The organism is Raoultibacter phocaeensis, assembly GCF_901411515.1.
GTDB lineage: Bacteria > Actinomycetota > Coriobacteriia > Coriobacteriales > Eggerthellaceae > Raoultibacter > Raoultibacter phocaeensis.
This window is the reverse complement of record NZ_CABDUX010000002.1, coordinates 489,994-506,129: the sequence shown is the minus strand read 5'-3', so window position 1 is coordinate 506,129 and position 16,136 is coordinate 489,994. Positions and strand designations below refer to the sequence as shown.

The 16,136-nt window shown below is 61.8% G+C and carries 14 protein-coding genes; 10 read left to right on the top strand and 4 right to left on the bottom strand.

The annotated features are described in order from the left end of the window. Positions 1 to 108: 108 nt before the first annotated feature. Positions 109 to 687, bottom strand: a complete 579-nt coding sequence (locus tag FJE54_RS09970; protein ID WP_139652636.1) for a helix-turn-helix transcriptional regulator — start codon at positions 685 to 687, stop codon at positions 109 to 111. 180 nt (positions 688 to 867) lie between these two features. On the opposite strand from FJE54_RS09970, the gene FJE54_RS09965 reads away from it, so the two are divergent. The 7 genes from FJE54_RS09965 to FJE54_RS16515 all read left to right on the top strand — a co-directional run bounded on the left by FJE54_RS09965 (position 868) and on the right by FJE54_RS16515 (position 8,758). Then, complete coding sequence (locus FJE54_RS09965) at positions 868 to 1,785, top strand: hypothetical protein (RefSeq protein ID WP_139652635.1); 918 nt, start codon at positions 868 to 870, stop codon at positions 1,783 to 1,785. A gap of 114 nt (positions 1,786 to 1,899) precedes the next feature. Continuing rightward, entirely contained in the window at positions 1,900 to 4,296 is a 2,397-nt protein-coding gene (locus FJE54_RS09960; protein WP_139652634.1) for an ABC transporter substrate-binding protein, read from the top strand. 16 nt (positions 4,297 to 4,312) lie between these two features. After that, a complete protein-coding gene (locus tag FJE54_RS09955; protein ID WP_139652633.1) occupies positions 4,313 to 5,170 on the top strand; it encodes a carbohydrate ABC transporter permease in 858 nt (285 codons plus the stop codon). A 227-nt stretch (positions 5,171 to 5,397) separates the two neighbouring features. Beyond that, on the top strand, positions 5,398 to 6,153 hold the full coding sequence (locus FJE54_RS09950) for a carbohydrate ABC transporter permease (protein WP_218971919.1): 756 nt from the start codon (positions 5,398 to 5,400) through the stop codon (positions 6,151 to 6,153). Further along, positions 6,153 to 6,545 (top strand): efflux RND transporter periplasmic adaptor subunit, encoded by a 393-nt coding sequence (locus tag FJE54_RS09945; protein ID WP_139652632.1) that lies wholly within the window; start codon positions 6,153 to 6,155, stop codon positions 6,543 to 6,545. The genes FJE54_RS09950 and FJE54_RS09945 overlap by 1 nt, the downstream gene beginning before the upstream one ends. Positions 6,546 to 6,762: 217 nt before the next feature. Further along, the gene (locus FJE54_RS09940) at positions 6,763 to 7,536 is read left to right on the top strand and encodes a hypothetical protein (protein ID WP_139652631.1); all 774 of its coding nucleotides are present in this window, start codon (positions 6,763 to 6,765) and stop codon (positions 7,534 to 7,536) included. 1 nt (position 7,537) lies between these two features. Beyond that, positions 7,538 to 8,758, top strand: coding sequence for an ABC transporter ATP-binding protein (locus FJE54_RS16515; RefSeq protein ID WP_139652630.1), 1,221 nt, complete (start codon positions 7,538 to 7,540; stop codon positions 8,756 to 8,758). Between the two features lie 393 nt (positions 8,759 to 9,151). On the opposite strand, the gene FJE54_RS09930 is transcribed toward FJE54_RS16515, so the two are convergent. Then, positions 9,152 to 10,048, bottom strand: a complete 897-nt coding sequence (locus FJE54_RS09930; RefSeq protein ID WP_139652629.1) for an NAD(+)/NADH kinase — start codon at positions 10,046 to 10,048, stop codon at positions 9,152 to 9,154. Between the two features lie 102 nt (positions 10,049 to 10,150). Between FJE54_RS09930 and murJ the strand changes: the two genes are divergently transcribed. Then, positions 10,151 to 12,193: a murein biosynthesis integral membrane protein MurJ gene (gene murJ, locus FJE54_RS09925; RefSeq protein WP_139652628.1), complete on the top strand. Its 2,043-nt coding sequence runs from the start codon at positions 10,151 to 10,153 to the stop codon at positions 12,191 to 12,193. A gap of 97 nt (positions 12,194 to 12,290) precedes the next feature. Here murJ and FJE54_RS09920 read toward each other — a convergent pair whose 3' ends face one another. Together FJE54_RS09920 and FJE54_RS09915 are read right to left on the bottom strand one after the other, a co-directional pair. Further along, a complete protein-coding gene (locus FJE54_RS09920) occupies positions 12,291 to 13,802 on the bottom strand; it encodes a hypothetical protein (RefSeq protein ID WP_139652627.1) in 1,512 nt (503 codons plus the stop codon). A gap of 4 nt (positions 13,803 to 13,806) precedes the next feature. Further along, the gene (locus FJE54_RS09915; protein ID WP_255467345.1) at positions 13,807 to 14,538 is read right to left on the bottom strand and encodes an ABC transporter ATP-binding protein; all 732 of its coding nucleotides are present in this window, start codon (positions 14,536 to 14,538) and stop codon (positions 13,807 to 13,809) included. A gap of 323 nt (positions 14,539 to 14,861) precedes the next feature. Here FJE54_RS09915 and FJE54_RS09910 point away from each other — a divergent pair, with 323 nt between their 5' ends. Continuing rightward, entirely contained in the window at positions 14,862 to 15,269 is a 408-nt protein-coding gene (locus FJE54_RS09910) for a hypothetical protein (RefSeq protein ID WP_139652626.1), read from the top strand. A 153-nt stretch (positions 15,270 to 15,422) separates the two neighbouring features. Next, complete coding sequence (locus FJE54_RS09905; RefSeq protein ID WP_139652625.1) at positions 15,423 to 16,130, top strand: hypothetical protein; 708 nt, start codon at positions 15,423 to 15,425, stop codon at positions 16,128 to 16,130. Positions 16,131 to 16,136 lie beyond the last annotated feature (6 nt).

Sequence of the window (16,136 nt, the reverse complement as noted above, 5' to 3'; positions counted from 1 at the left end):
CACGCGACCATCAACCGAGCGTTGCTGCCCAATCCTTGCCAAAGATAATCCCTATGGACGTTTTTTGGCTAGGCGTTGCACTCCTCACCGGTGCGCAACGCCCGCACGTTAGCGGGTTTCTGCGCGGCACTCCCCCATGACGTGGGCAAGCTCGGACTTGCCCGACACGCCCATCTTTTTGTAGAGGTTGCGGATGTGCGTCTTCACGGTGTTCTGGGAAACCACGAGGGCATCGGCTATCTCGGAGCGTGTCTTGCCTTCGAGCAGCAGGCCCAAGATCGCTTCCTCACGTCGGGTAAGATCGCACTCGCGGGCCATGCGCGCGCACCGCTCTTCCAGCGTGGCTTCGACGTCCTGATGGCTTGCGACGAAAGCGCGCAGCTCGTCAATCGAGGCGAGCTCGGCCTCTTCGGCACGCCTCCAAACGCGAGAGAGAAACCATCCCACAGCGAGTGACACCGTGCACAAACCAAGGGAGAACACCGCAGCGGCCCCCGTACCTGCAGCTTGCGTGACCGCGAGGCATCCGAACAAAGCAACGGCGAACACCGCGCCGTAATAGACGGCAACCTGCAAGTTCGCCCTCGATAGGGTTTCGGAGAACGAAGCCCGCGCGATCGCCGCGCAGCACACGACGAACACGACTCCCGTGCCTGCAAGGATAGCCGCCACCGACAACCAACCCATCAACCAACCGCCCTTCGCACCTCTGCTTGATTTCGTGCATAATACTACGGTGAACCATACCATTGCACGAGCTCATAGCCAGGGTGAAAAAATTCACCGTTGCAGAATCCCCGAATAAACTGGTAGCTTCGACGGTAGCGTTACGGCACATCGAGAAATCCCGCTACCGAAAGGAGCGCCATGCAGAGCAAACGGACACAACGCGCGGCACTCGGCGCCGTAAGCCTGGTCGTAGTCGCCCTTGCCATGGGATGGTTCGTGGGACGCTATATTCCCGGCACGCCCCACGGCCCTGAATCCGTTCTCCTTTCCGGCATGTACGACGGGAACGGAACCGCCGTTGAGCAGGTGGTCGAATACCCGTTCAACGATCAGGCGCGGCTCGAGAAGATTGTCCAGGGCGTAGCCTTCACCTGGGAGGAAGACCGGTATTCGGCGATTGACGAAACAGGAGACGCGTTTCCCGTCGATGAATACATCGAGCATCTGAAGCAAACGGGCGATTGGGAGTACGAATACCCTTCGTTCGAGATGCGCATCGACGAGGCGCGGGCAGTATCGGGGTCCGCTTTTGCCGAACTGCATCCGGATTATTACAATTGGGATTTTGGATACCAGCCCACACCCTTTCAGGACAGCACCATCGTGCTAGTGTCTGCAACCGTCACCAACACCTCCGATGAAACCATTTCGGGCTCGATCGGATCGTTTGGAAGAGCGGCTCTACCCAACTTCTGGCTTTGGACCGACACGTGGGCCGACTTCCCCGTCGAAGCCATCATCCTCGAAAGCGGCGAAACCGGCTGGGAGGCAGGGCCCCTTTCCGATGGAAGCCTCGGATCGGGAGCGACTTTTGATTTCAACGCTTTTCACTTGATCAACGAATACCTTCCCCTCAACGATCCTGCACCTGAGGGCCCACAGACAGCGCCTATATCCCTCGAGCCCGGCGAGATGCAAACGCTCGTTTTGCCGTTCACCGTCGCGAACAAAGCCCTAGAAAACGGCGGTACGGGCAAGAATCTGGATCTCTCGAGATTCTGTATCCAAACAGTCGATTACCGAACCGCAACCGCATACAGGCTCGAGCTCAAATAGCCGTCGCACACGTTGGAACCGCTTCATCCGAACCGACCTCAGCCGACCAGGGCTAAGGCGACGCCATGCCCAAAAGCGGTCGCGACCTTACGAAACCCGCAGGAAAGGACCACCATGAACCCGAAGCTCTTCACGTTGCCGCATGCACTACGGCCGCAGAGTGCGTCGCTGCAGCCGAGAAGGTCGCAGAGCGCGCCGCGGCCGAGTGCGCCTGCGCCGGCGAAACCGTCAGCGGCTCCGTCCGCGAGGCCGTATCCGCGGGTGTTCGCGCTCGCCCTTTCCGTCATCCTCGCCGCAGCGTTCTGTCTTCCCGCCTGCACACCTGCAACAGGCGGTAAAGACGCACCCGCTCGAAGCGGTGAAGCTCGCTTCGAGCAAGCCGTCCCCCTTCCCTCGGGAATCGTGCACGTCGACGACATCGCGTACCTGAGCGACGCGACGCTCGCCATGGCAGCCTCGACCACCAGATCGCTCAACACCACCGTGTACGTGCAGGCCTCCGAGGGATACTGGGAAGCGCTGTTCGACACCCAAGCCCTGCTCGATTCGCTTGAGCCCGACACCTCCATCATGGCCTCGTGCCTCACCCCGCAGGGAAGCCTGCTGTGCTCCACGGCGTCTGCCGACGGATCGGACGGCGGCTGCTACCTCGTCGATCCTGGATCGTACAGCGAGGTTTCCCTGCCGGCGGGAAGGATCGGCAAGCTGCGCTCCTTCGACGACGAGACGGTGCTTGCCTCGGATTGGACGGGCTCGTTTTACCGCGCGAATCACGCGACCGGCGCGAAGGTATGCGAGTACCGCTTGCCCAGCGGGGCCGTGCTCGGAGACTTCACGGTGCACGACAGCCGCGTGTACGCGAGCGTGAGCACGGGCAACGACGGCACCCCGACAAGCGAATTCTACGTGTTCGATTACGATTCGGGAGAGCAAGTTTCCTTGACCGCTCAAGAGAAATCGCTGTTCGCAAGCATCTTTCCCTCAGCCGACTCGGCAGATGGCGCATCTCCTGTTTGGTCGAGCGACGAGGGCGGCCTGTTCGCGTGTTCGCAAGGAGCGCTCTACGAGTGCACGGGAAGCGAGGCGGCCATCATCGCCTCGGGCGATGCCACAAATCTTGCGAACACGGGGAAATACGCCGAGCGCCTGATCGTAGGCGCCGGACCCGACGACATCGCAGTCCTCTACAACAGCCGGGGCGGTTTGACCGAACCCTACACGCTCTACCGCTATCCCCTAGGTGAACCGCCCGAAACTAGCTCGAGCATCACGGTGTACGCGCTCGAAGACAACGCCGCCATCCAGCAGGCGGCAGCCACGTACCGCGACGAGCACCCGGAGGTTGCAATCGAAGTGCGCGTGGGCATCTCCGCTAACTCGGGCGTCTCGACCGATGATGCCCTGCGCGTCCTCAACGCCGACATCCTCGCAGGTACAGGTCCCGACGTCATCGTGCTCGACGGGCTTTCGATCGAAGATTTCGCAAGCGAAGGCGTGCTGCTCGACCTCTCGGACGTTTTGCACGATACGCTTACAAGCGGCGGCGAGTACTTCGAAGCCGTCCTTGCAGCCTTCGCAACCGAAGAGGCGTGCTACGCGATCCCCACCAAGTTCTCCGTTCCCGCAATCCTTGCGAGCACCGAGGCGGTCGAGCGCGCGCAGACGCTCGAAGGCCTGACGGCATACGCCGAATCGATGCGCGAAAGTAACGGGGGTTTCTCCGCGTATGCTTCGGTGGCGGCGCTTTACGCCGCAAGCTACGAGAACATCCTGGACGAGAACCAAACACTCGACCAGGAGGCGCTCGCGACGTTCTTCTCGTGCGTGAAAACCCTCCTCCTGCTGAACGACAATGCATTCGAAAACGCTCCCGAAGGATACGACTACCTCGGCACGGTGCTTTCCAGCATCGACGGCAACGGATGGGCGATCAACGGCTCGGGCATCCTTGATTTCGGAAGCGGACCCACCGACGAATGGCTCGAAATCGCCTCGCTCCTGTCGATTTCGAGCTTCGGAGCGGCGAGCCTCGGAATCGAGCATGCGCCGTTCGAATGCGTCCTCGAACCCTTGAGCTTTTCGCAGAACCGCGTGTTCGCGCCGATCTCCGTCCTCGGCGTGTACGCGACTACCACCGAGCCCGAACAGGCGAAAGATTTCGTCGCGTATCTCCTTTCCGATCAACAGCAGGGGCAGCGAACGCTCGATGCCGGCTTGCCCGTGAGCAAGACCGCCTTCACGAAAACATCGCTCGAATCGGGCGGCTATGGCATGGCCGTCATGGGAGACGGCGGCACGGAGGAATCGTCGTTCTCACGAGGTGGGTTTTCCGAAGAGGAGGTAGCGAAGCAGTGCGCGCTCATCGAAAGCGCCACGCAGTGCTCTATGCCCGACAAGACGACAAGCGATATCATCGCAGCCGAACTGCTCGCCTATTGCAAAGACGAGGCGACGCTCGACCAAGCCGTGAGCAGCGCGATGCAGAAGATCAACCTGTACCGGGCTGAGTAGAGAAACCGGAGCCGCTATGCCGCGTCAGCCGAAACCAGTTCTCGCCGGAGCTTTCCTGGCTCCAAGCCTCGTAGGCCTTTCCGCCTTTTTCCTCGTGCCCTTGCTTGACGTTATCCGCAGGTCGTTCACTACTTCGACGGGAGCGGATTTCGCAGGGCTCGACAACTACACGGCCGTTCTCGGAAACGAGGCGTTTCGGATGGCGGCGGGCAATACGGCGAAGTTCGTAGCCGTGTGCGTTCCGCTTCTGCTTGCTTTCTCGCTTGCCATCGCCTTGCTGCTGTGTGCGAGCACGCCGTTCAAAAGGCTTATGAAGACGGCGTTTCTGCTGCCGCTCGCCGTTCCTGTGTTTACGACGGCGCTGCTCGTGAGCGTTACGTTCGATGCTCAGGGCATCGCAAACGGCATCCTCGACCTGTTCGGAATCGACCCCGTTGCGTGGCTGACGAGCGACGCGGCGTTTTGGGTGCTTGTGGCTAGCTATCTCTGGCGCAACCTCGGCTACTGTATCGTGCTGTGGCTCGCCGCGCTTTCCTGCATACCCGAAAGCCTCTACGATGCGGCGCGCATCGACGGCGCGAACTCGGCGCAGATCGCCGCTCGGATCACGCTTCCTCTGCTCGCCCCCTCGGGCGCGGTCGTGGCGATACTCGCCCTTGCAAACGCGTTCAAGGTGTATCGAGAAGCGTACCTTGTGGCGGGAAGCTACCCGCACGAAAGCATGTATCTGCTTCCCCACCTGTTCAACAACTGGTTCGCGAGCCTTTCGGTTGCCAAGCTTGCTGCGGGCGGCGTGGTTTTGGGGATCGTGCTGTCCGTCGTTGTGTGCGTACTGTTTCGCCTGTGGTCCAAGCAAGAGCAGGTGGACCGATGAGGTCCGAGCGCCGAGGGCCGCACAGGGCGCGAAAGACGTGGCGGCGAAGGGAAGATCGCTCGGCACGAAAGCGGGGGCATGCAGCGGCATGCGGTCGCGCGGAGGCGTGGAAGCCGCAGCGGACATGCGAGGCGATACGCATCCGCACGGTCGTCCTTTCGCTTTCTCTCGCGCTGCTCGGGTTCGCCATCTGTTTTCCGCTCGCGATGCTGGTTGCAGGATCGCTCATGGATCATGCCGAGCTCTCTTCGGCGCTCGGCGGTGTGGTTGCAGGCGGCAAAGGATATGCGCAGCCGCCGCTTCTTCCCCCCTATCCGACCGCTGAATCCTACGTTGCCGTACTCGTCGACACGCCCGCCTACCACATCCTCTTCTGGAACTCCGCCGCCATCACGGCAGGTGTGCTCGCAGGTCAGCTTCTTGTTGCAACGCCCGCCGCATGGGCCCTTGCTCGCTGCGAATTCCGCGGCAGAAACGCGCTGCTCTTTCTCTACGTGCTCTTGATGATGCTGCCGTTTCAGGTGGTCATGTTGCCGAACTATCTTGCACTGAACGCGCTTTGCATCAACAACACGCTTGCAGCCATCATCCTGCCCGGCATGTTCTCGGCCTTCCCCGTGTTCATCATGAGGCATTTCTTCGCCACCATACCGAACCACCTCATCGAATCGGCCCGCTTGGACGGCGCGGGCGAAGTGCGTATCTTTCTCACGATCGGCGTCCCGCTCGGCCTACCCGGCATCTTCGCCGCCCTCGTGCTCGGATTCTTCGAATACTGGAGCATCGTCGAACAGCCGCTCGCGTTTCTCAAAGATCAAGCGCTTTGGCCACTCTCGCTTTTCCAACCCACGATAGCCTTCGACAACGCCGGACTCGTGTTCGCCGCGGCGGTACTGGCCGCCGTGCCCGCCGTTTTCGTGTTCCTGATGGGACAGGAATACCTCGAACGGGGAATCGCCGCGACCGCCCGAAAGGAGCGCTGATGAAACGCAAAGCAGCCTGCGCCCTGTACGCCTTCCTCGTGTCCATGATCTGTTTCGGCATACTCGCGCGCGCCGTCGCCGATACGGGCGTCGTCCTCGTTGCGACCGAGAAACCTTCCGCCCAGATCATCGACGATAAAACGTACCGCTCGTGCGTGCCGCTCGAGGCGCTGCATTTCGAAGGGAATCAGGCGTACGTCTACGTAGCGTCCGAGCAACAGGGATTTTCGGGCACCGAGCTTGTCGCCCGAAAAACGGGTGTTACCGTTTTGCGCACCGGGCCCGATTGCGCGGCGCTCGCCGACGGCGCGCTCTCCTCGCAACAGGACGTCGTTGCCCGAGCGGATCGCCTGCTCGCCGAAGGCAGCAAGGTGCGTGCGGTCGATGCCTAGGACGCGTCGCACACATCATCGCTTCTCGCCGTCGGTTTTCACCGCTTTGCGTCCGGCACTTCGCAGAGATGCCGAGGTCCCGCATGCACCGTTCGCCGCACCGCCCAAGTTGCGCCGAGCGCTGGAAGGCATAAGCGCAACGTTGACGAGCTCGCCCAGAACATCGCCGCCCAGGTTGCGCCGAGCGCTGGGAGGCATTCCGCTCAAAGCGATAGCCGTGCTGATCGCATCGTGCGCGTGCTTCTGCGCATCCGTCTTCTTCTACCTCGCGTTCACCGGCGCCTGCGCGAACGCGAGCACCTTCGTGCTGCGGGGTGCGGGGATTGCGCAGAGCGAGGCTCAGGCGATATGCGAACAGGCTGCTTCTACATGCGATTCGTATTCGCTCGTCTTCTGGCCGCAGATGGACGGGTCTGCGAGCCGGAACGAAGCCGATACCGGCAATCCAGTCTACACGCGCCTCACCACAGCGAAGCTCGACAAAGATGGTTTTCCCATCACGGCGGATACGCTCCTCTCGACGCTCTCGATCGAGTGCGACCAGCTCGAATACGGCTTGCTTTCGCTTGCGTCGTTTCTTGCCCTGCTCGCCTATCCCCTCGCCTTCGGCGTATTCGCGTCGATACGTTGCCGCCGTTTTCGCACGCGCGAAACCATGCCTGTACCGCTCACGCTCTTCGGCTTCACAGTACCCGCTCTCGTTGCCGTTGCAGCTACTGCCACCTTCGCCTCGTCGCTTCCGGAGTTCGGCCGGTACCTCCCGAGCGTCTGGTCTGATTTTTCCGCATGGGCGTCTGCGGCAGAGGCCGCTTCGGACAGCGTCGCCCTCATCGCCTCCACCGCCAAAGGCGCTACCGACCTGCGCTTGCTGTTCCCGTGGATTTGCTCGGTCGCGCTTGCCGCGGGTTCGACCGTGCTCGCGGCGGGTGCGATGCGCGGCTGTGCGCGATGGGATAGCGGCGGCGCGGCACATGCTCGAAAGGATGGTTAAGATGGCGTTTCTCGAAACGGTTCGCTTGAGCAAAACATACGCCAAAGGCTCGGTTTGCGCGGTGGACGAACTTTCGCTGTGCGTCGAACAAGGTGAGTTCATCGTATTCGTCGGCTCGTCGGGCTGCGGGAAATCGACCACGTTGCGTCTGATCGCCGGTCTCGAGACTCCGAGCGAAGGGTCCGTGCGCTTCGCCGGTGCCGACGTCACCCGCACCCCGCCTGCCGAACGCAACGTGGCGATGGTGTTTCAGGATTTCGCGCTGTACCCCCACTTGACCGTATTCGACAACATCGCGTTTCCCCTCAAGGTTCGAAAGATACCGAAGGGCGAACGGGCGGCGCGCGTGCGCGCTATAGCCGAGCTTCTCAAGATTACCGACCTGCTCGACAGAAAACCCCCGAAGCTCTCGGGCGGCGAGAAGCAGCGCGTCGCCATCGGAAGGGCGCTCGTGCGCGAGCCGGCAGTTTTCCTCATGGACGAGCCCCTTTCGAACCTCGATGCGAAACTGCGCGCCCAGATGCGCGATGAGCTCGCCCGCCTCCATCGCGCAACCGAAGCGACCATTCTCTACGTCACGCACGACCAAACCGAAGCCATGACGCTCGCCACGCGGATCGTCGTCATGAACGAAGGCCGCGTACAGCAGATCGGCACGCCGCAAGAGCTGTATCGCAAACCCGCGAACCTGTTCGTTGCCGAATTCATCGGCTCGCCGAGCATGAACTTCCTCGAATGCCACATCGAGGGGGGCAGGTTCGTTTTCAAAGGCACGCAGCACTCGGGCGATTGCGCCGGGGCCCGCATGCCCTCGGGTTGCACGGGTGACGAGGGGGTGCAGCTGCCTCAACTGATCGGTACCATGCCCCGCGTGCCGCCACGCTACGCGGGCAGCACGCTGCTCGCTGGATTCAGACCCGAGCATGTCGCGATCGAGCCGCCGGGCGGAAGGCCCCCTTCCTCGTCCGAGCGCATCGGCATGCGGGACGGATTGGCCAACTCCCTCCTGTTAGACGCGCAGTTCGAGCGCGAGGAGATCATCGGATCCGACGTGTATTTCATCGCGAAAACTCGCGGGACACGCGTTGTAGGCAAAGCCGACATAGATGCGCTCGGCCGCTTCCGCCCAGGCCAACCCGTCGCACTGCGCGCCCAGATCGCATGCATGCACCTGTTCGACGCCCAGACAGGCGAGCGGATCGATGTCGCCCCGCCGGCCTAGCACCGAGGTTTTGTCGATATCGCCAAGCCGCCACCGCGCCGAAGCGGTTGGCTCGCGCAACGACAGGCCTTCTGGCATAGATTGCCACGCTCCGAAGCGGGACACAATCTGCGTTGGGTAGTTTTGCACGAAAACGGCCTTCGAATGCAGGCGAACCGTCGCTTTGCGACGCCGAGGCATCATCTGGGACCCTTTTCGGAGCTCAAATGTTATCCTCAGCGAACTATGATCGGGCGATATAGGGAAAACACTCGCACACGGAAAGCCGTAGCGGCTTTCCACACTTCGCAAAGCGGCGGTTCGCCTGCATCCGAGGGTTATTCTCGAGCAAAAACGCGTTATCGATAAACACCGCCTCTTGAACGGGTGCGCACCCGACCGAACAGCGGCAGCTTAGAAGAACACTTTTGCGGCGTGGTCGTAGAAGGTCTCGCACTTGTAGCGCAGAAGAATGGTGGGTGCCGCACCCGCGCGGACGAACACCTTGGCAACGGGGCGCTCGAATACGAGCAGCTCGCCGTCAACGAACAGCGTCGCTTCGCGCGACGCCTGGTTGCTCGTCAGATCCACTTCCACCACATCGTTCTTCGCCGTCACGATGGCCCGCGAATGCAGCGTGTGCGGGGCGAGCGGTACAGCCACCAGCCCCTCGAATCCCGGAGACACGAGCGGTCCCCCGGCCGAAAGCGCATAAGCGGTCGATCCAGTAGCCGTTGCCACCACGAGTCCGTCGCCGCGCATATCGGCAATGTGCGAATCGGCGATGGAAAGAGAGAAGTCGATGACACGGCCCATGGCACCGCGAGTTATCGCAAGCTCGTTGAGCGCGAAGAAGCTGCGCAGCTCTCCGTTCTCGGTCCGGACGGGCTCGTCATCGCATGGCACGTCGTCGAGATCGTCGCCTTCGCAGAGCACGTCGATGCGCAGGTTCGTCCTCCGCTCTCGCACCGCATCTTCGGCAAGCGCCGCTGCCACGATGGCCACGACCCCCTCGTCGCTCGCGTTAGCCAGAAACCCGAGGTGTCCGAAATTAATGCCGAGGATGGGCACGCCCGTGCAACCTACCAAGCGCGCGGTGCGCAGGATAGTGCCGTCTCCGCCGAGCACCACGGCCAGATCGCACGTATCGGGTCCGATCACCCCGATGTCGTCGGTATCGCCGAGATAGTTGAGGTTCGACGAGTCGACCAGGCGGTAGTCGATCGATTGAGCTCCCAGATAAGCCGCCAGAAGCAGCGATGCGTCGACCGCCTTCGCATTGGAGTTATTGCGGACTATCAGGATATGCATGAAACGCCTCTTTCCGTGTTTGCTATGATGTAGGATATCAGCGCGCACTGCCGCCTCACCGAACTGTAAAGCAATTATAGCTAAAAGCAAGAAGGCCATTCGATGTCGGACAAGCTCTCACGAGCCAAACATACCCGCGAAGCGGTTGAAAGAGAACTCCTTCAGCTTCCCGACACCACCGGTTCGTTCCATCGCATCGGCGAGCTCGGCTTCGAGGTCGACGAATCGGACTACGACCCGTATGCCGGCCGACACGCCCGGCGCACCCACGACACCGACCGACCCGCAAAGATCGGACGGCACGCGAAAGCGGCACCGAAGACAGCGGACGACACGGACGAACTGCGCGGGTCGGGACGGCATTTCGAGCCTGCTGGCGAACCGCACGACACGAGCCGCGTTGCGGAACCCGTGCGTGAGCAGTACGAAGCCGCGCTCGCACCCGAACCCGAAGTTTACAACGCATCCGACGATATGCTCGTCCGCACGCCCGAGGGAGACGATACCGCAGGCGATCTTGCCGTTTCGTCCGAAGCGGCAAACGGCGCAACGGTCAGCTCGTCGGCGGCGCTCATCAGCGTATGCGTGATGATCTCGCGCATAACCGGTTTCGTACGCACGTGGGCCATGGCTTTCGCGCTCGGATCGACGCTGCTCGCAAGCTCGTACACCGTAGCGAACAACCTGCCCAACATGCTCTACGAGCTCGTAGCGGGCGGCATGATCGTCACGGCGTTTCTGCCCGTGTACGTATCGGTGAAGAAGAAGCTCGGCGCGGCGGAAGGAAACGCTTACGCCTCGAATTTGCTCACGATCGTAGTGCTGCTGCTCGGCGTGGTTTCGCTCATCTGCATGGCCTTTCCCGCCCAGGCCATCTTCACCCAAAGCTTCTATTCCGACCAGTCCGAGATGGCCACCTCGGTGTTCTTCTTCCAGTTCTTCGCCATCCAGATCGTATTCTACGGTGCGAGTGCCGTCGTCTCAGGGCTTCTGAACGCGAACCGAGACTACCTCTGGTCCTCGATCGCCCCCGTGTTCAACAACGTGATCGTCATCGCAACGTTCTTCGCCTACGCCCTCATCGCGCCGAACGATCCTGAACTTGCGCTCTACGTGATCGCCATCGGCAACCCACTCGGAGTATTCGTGCAGATGGCCATTCAAATTCCCGCCCTGAAGCGAAACGGAATCCGCATCCGCCCGCGCGTCGACCTGCGCGATCCGGCGTTGCGCGAAACGCTTTCCATCGGCATTCCCGCCGTCATCGTCATGCTGAGCTCGGTCATCGTCGTGTCGGTGCAGAGCGCCGCCTCGTACGCGTTTGCCGACAACGGCCCCTCGATCATCTACTACGCGCGCTTGTGGTTCATGCTGCCCTATTCGTTTTTGGCGGTGCCCATCACCACGGCCATGTTCACCGAACTCGCCGACATGCAGGCCGAAGGCAACACCGAGGGAGTCAAACGCGGCATCGTATCGGGTACGAACCAGATCCTGTTCTTCATGATCCCGTTCGCCCTCTACCTCATCGTGTTCGCAACACCGCTGATCACGCTCTACAGTGCAGGCGCCTTCACGGCCGATAACATTCCCGCCGTGGCGAGCTACCTTGCCGTGTTCGCGGTATCGCTTCCCTTCTACGGCATCAACACCTACCTGCAGAAGATTTTCAGCAGCCTGCGCAAGATGGGGGTGTTCGCCGGCTTCAACATCATCGCGGCGCTCGTGCAGGTCGCGCTCACGGGGGCTGCGGTCTACCTCGCATCGAACGGGATCGCCGACGTGCCCATCGAGAGCATCGCGGCGGCCGAGCTCGTATTCTATCTCGTCGGAGACATCTGCCTGTTCGTGTACCTGCGCAAACGGTTCGGCGCATTCGGCCTGCGCTCTACCGCGAAAGCATTCGCAGCCGCACTCGCGTTAGGCGCCCTCGGCGCGGCGGCGGGAGGCGCGGCCCTCTTTGCCATCCAAGCGCTCATCGCCCCCCTCTCGGGAAGCATGCTCCAGGCGTTCGGCTATATCGTGGTCTGCGGACTCGTGAGTCTCATCGTCACCTTCGGCATCGCCCTCAAGCTCAAGATCCCCGAGGCGGCTTTCTTGAGCTCCATCATGGGGCGCGTAACCGGCAAGCTCAAGCGCAGATAAGCTACACGCTTGCTCGCACGGCGCGTTTTGCGCGCGTTCGGCAACACGCTGCACGGTACAGGCGCCGAAGCTCGAGGCCAAGCTTCCCTCAAACAGGTTACGCGCGTTCGGTGCCGTAGCGCACGATCGCAGCAAACAGGGCTCCGAGGGCGCTTGCGGCGAGCACGAGCCACCACGTCGGGCCCGAAAACGATGCGACGATCCCCAAACACGAGACCAGCGCGAGCGCACCTACCTCGTAGTCGATCGTGCGCCCTGTCAAGGGAAGCCGTATCGCATCGAAACCGCGGGCCAGTACGTAAGATGCGCTGAGGACAAGCCCGAGCACGACCGCCCACAAAACCGACACCTGCATGTACGGCGCAAAAAGGACAATCGCTCCCGTTGAAATCGCGGCGACGAGCGCAAACGAGGGCAGCGTATCGAACACGAGCAGTTCGAGCGCGTTGAACGGCAACCGGTCGCGCACAAGCCGAACACGGATATCGTCGCCGAACGCCCGCGTTTCCTCGCGAATGCCCTGTGAGAACATGAGCAGCGCCTGGATCCAGAACAGAAGCGCGATGAGCCCGCCTGCTCCCGAGAGAGCGTACACGCCGAGCGGAGCCGCCACGAGGCCCTGCATGACGAGCACCGGCAATCCGTCGTACTGACGCACGAGCGAAAGCGCCGCACGTGCTGTAAGCACCGCCCTCCCGCTGCCCGCAGGAAGACGAAAACGCGGCCTGCGTAGAGCGATTTTCTTACGGCGGCGGTATTCCCTGATCGTGTTCGGGTCGATCGGCGAGAACGCGCCGAAAGGCTGCATATCGGCGAACAGCGCGTTTTCCTCGATGATAATCGCCCGATCGAACGTACGTGCACAAAGCGTTGCGGCAACGACGCAAGCGATTGTTACCGCGGCTTCCGCAAACATCGCCAGCGCGAAGCCTGAGCCGGCAAGCACCGTAAGGGGATCGGCCGTCACCGAAAGCGCGACTGCGGCAAGCGCAAGTACGACGAGGACGGCTCCCGCCCAAGCCACGCTTCCCCGCGCCCGCTTGCCCGCAAGCCGCACCGCGCCGACGAGCCATCCGCCGCCTGCCGCCGCCGCAGTACCGAGGCCGCCGACGAGCGCCATCGCAACAGGCTCAACCGCAAGCGATGCGCTTGCCAGCCCGACCCCGAGTGCATAGCCGAGCAAACCCCCGACGATGCCGCTTCCCAAAACGCGAACGGCCAACGCTACGAACGCAACAGAAGGCATGTTCATACCGCTTGCAAAAACGTAGGCGATATCGGGGTGCGAGCACGTGAGCGGCGATCTTCTCAACCCGCTTGCCCCCGTTGCGACGAACACCGCCGCCATCGCGAGCAACCCCGCATGAAACGCCGAAACCGCCGCCTCTATCCCTAACAATGCGAACGTCGAAGCGATCGTATCGAGCAGCGCCGCCCACAAAAGGACGAGCGCAATGGCGATGAAGACTGCGATGTAGAGCTGGTAGGCGCGCTCACCCGCACCGCCATCAGCGACGGGATCGGTTCCCGCCATATGCATGATGCGCGAGAGCGTCGTCCGAGCGTGGCGGATGCGCAGCCACAGCAGCAATCGCATATCGTGCAGCATACCGCTAGCTTCCCGCGGCAATGGACGGATGTACGCCAAATGAAAGGCGTTCGGACTCGGAAGCCTGCTCGTACAGCCTTTTGTCCTCAAGTCGCAAAAGCTTGTCGGGCACAAGCGTCGCGACATCGTGGTGGCAGCTTACAAGCAACGCCGCACCCCGCTGTCGCGCATCGTCGAGCAAGCCGCTCAAAACCTCCGAAGCCTCGGGGTCGAGCGGCCCGTAGGGTTCGTCGAGCAAAAGCAGCCGGGGTTTCGCCGCCAGCGCAATCACGAGCGCGAGCTTCTGGCGCATGCCGCGCGAATACGCCGAAGGATAGCGGCGCCTGTGGTCGTAAAGCCCGAACGCCTCCATGAGCGCATCGGCGCCGTCGCCGCCGTCGGCGACCCTGTTCGCGCGCTGTACGAACCGGATGTGTTCCTCAGCCGTAAGATCGTCGTAGAAGACAGGGACATCGGGAACGTAGGCGATTTCGCGGCGCTGGTTCCTGTTCGTGCCATCGAACCCTACACCGAACACCTCGATCGTGCCGTCGCGCGGCACCGCCCATCCGGCCAGACACCGGAAGAGCGTGGATTTCCCTGAACCGTTCGGGCCGGTTAGAAACGCGATCGATCCCCGGTCGAGCGAAAACGACACATCGGAGAACACGTCGTTCGACGCGTAGCGGTATGCGAGATCGCGCACGCTCAGGGCATAAGGCCCCTCGGTCATCCCCGCCTTGCGCTCGCCGTCCATCCGCCACCTGCCTTCCGCGTATTGCGCACGCCTTACACGCTGCCGCTGCAACGATGCGCATGATCTTCACCATCCAGTATGACCGAATCGCAGCGGTTGACGCAAGGGAGTGCTCGTTGATCTGATAAGCGGCAGTCAACCGCAGGGATACCGAGGGATCCGAGCGCACGGGTTCGTGTGGCGTTTTGACGGGCAACGAAGTATGATGAGCGTGCGGAGATGCGTTTGGCGTCCACGCGCCCGACGTTACGCAGGCTTCTTCACCGTACACCGAGCACGCACTCTTCGCGCGCTCGACCGTTCGATCAGGAAAGGTGGCCGCTATGAGCGAAACCGCAGCTGCCGCACTCGACGGCACGCGAAATGCCATCAGACGCACCTGCCTTGACGGCATCGAGGTCGCTCATCGCGACACCGTCTATCCAATCGTTTTCTGCCACGCTACGCTTTCGGGAGCACTCGACATCCGACGACTCGAGGATGCCGTAAGCCAAAGCGCTCGCCTGGTTCCCGAGGTGCTCTACGCCTACGAGTACCGAACGGGCCGATTCGTCGACCGCGGCTTTCCCGTCAGTCGCGCGATGCTCATCGGAAGCGACGATTTCGGCGAGGGATGGCGCTGGGACTTCGGCACCGGGCCTCAACTGAAGCTATCGGTCATGCCGAGGGGAGAGACAACAGAGTTTGTCGTTGCCCTAAGCCACATCCTCTCCGACGGCAGGGGGTTTTAGCAGTACCTCTACCTGCTTGCAACGCTCTACAACCGCACGCCCGTGCAGTTCAGCGGAAACATCCGCTCGGTACGGGACCTTGCACGCAACGTCGAGGTGGGCAAACCCACACCAAATGAAAAAGCGACTGACCGCAAAAATCAGCAACCGCTTTTGCCTGAAGACGAAGGCCAGTCCTTCCGCTCGCTTACCGCGCGTATCGGCGAATCGGATTTTGCAGCGGTCAAGCGTGCAGTTGAGCGTTTTCACGCAACGCTCAACGACGCGTTCCTCGCCGCATACGCCCGCATCATCGCGCGAAAGCGAGGCGAACCCATCTCGGTTGTCACGCTGCCCTGTCCCGCTGATCTGCGACGTTTCGCAAGCGATAGCTTCCCGATCGCCGCAGACGATGCGCTCACCCTCGCCAATATGACCGGCATGTACACACTCGTCGTCGAAGTAGCGAACGGCGATTCGTTCGATCGGACGCTTTCCCTCGTCCACGACGAGATGCGTCTCCAAAAAGAGCGTCATCGCTGTTTCGCGGGCGTCTCTGCGCTCCATGCGATTTCGCCGTGGATGCCCGCACCCCTGCTCGATTGGCTCGGCCACACGATCTACAGCATTCTGCCCATCTCGTACACGAATTTCGGCATCATCGATGCAGAGCGATTCGCCTTTGAGGGATGTGCGGTCGAACGCTGTTACCTGACCGGTACGTACCGACCTGCCCCCGCATTTCAGATGGCGGTAAGCACGTTCGCCGACACCTGCACGCTCAACGCCAGCGCTGTCGGATCGCAGGATCATTTCGCACGATGCCAAGACATCCTCGATGCCGTGAAGCGAGAGCTTTTGGATTGGTCTTCGAAAGCGTAGCCGCGC

Coding starts and splice junctions, on each gene's coding strand:
- FJE54_RS09920 (WP_139652627.1), bottom strand. CDS start 13,802: ATGCTGCACGATATGCGATTGCTGCTGTGGCTGCGCATCCGCCACGCT.
- murJ (WP_139652628.1), top strand. CDS start 10,151: ATGTCGGACAAGCTCTCACGAGCCAAACATACCCGCGAAGCGGTTGAA.
- FJE54_RS09965 (WP_139652635.1), top strand. CDS start 868: ATGCAGAGCAAACGGACACAACGCGCGGCACTCGGCGCCGTAAGCCTG.
- FJE54_RS09970 (WP_139652636.1), bottom strand. CDS start 687: ATGGGTTGGTTGTCGGTGGCGGCTATCCTTGCAGGCACGGGAGTCGTG.
- FJE54_RS09960 (WP_139652634.1), top strand. CDS start 1,900: ATGAACCCGAAGCTCTTCACGTTGCCGCATGCACTACGGCCGCAGAGT.
- FJE54_RS09950 (WP_218971919.1), top strand. CDS start 5,398: ATGGATCATGCCGAGCTCTCTTCGGCGCTCGGCGGTGTGGTTGCAGGC.
- FJE54_RS16515 (WP_139652630.1), top strand. CDS start 7,538: ATGGCGTTTCTCGAAACGGTTCGCTTGAGCAAAACATACGCCAAAGGC.
- FJE54_RS09930 (WP_139652629.1), bottom strand. CDS start 10,048: ATGCATATCCTGATAGTCCGCAATAACTCCAATGCGAAGGCGGTCGAC.
- FJE54_RS09955 (WP_139652633.1), top strand. CDS start 4,313: ATGCCGCGTCAGCCGAAACCAGTTCTCGCCGGAGCTTTCCTGGCTCCA.
- FJE54_RS09910 (WP_139652626.1), top strand. CDS start 14,862: ATGAGCGAAACCGCAGCTGCCGCACTCGACGGCACGCGAAATGCCATC.
- FJE54_RS09915 (WP_255467345.1), bottom strand. CDS start 14,538: ATGGACGGCGAGCGCAAGGCGGGGATGACCGAGGGGCCTTATGCCCTG.
- FJE54_RS09945 (WP_139652632.1), top strand. CDS start 6,153: ATGAAACGCAAAGCAGCCTGCGCCCTGTACGCCTTCCTCGTGTCCATG.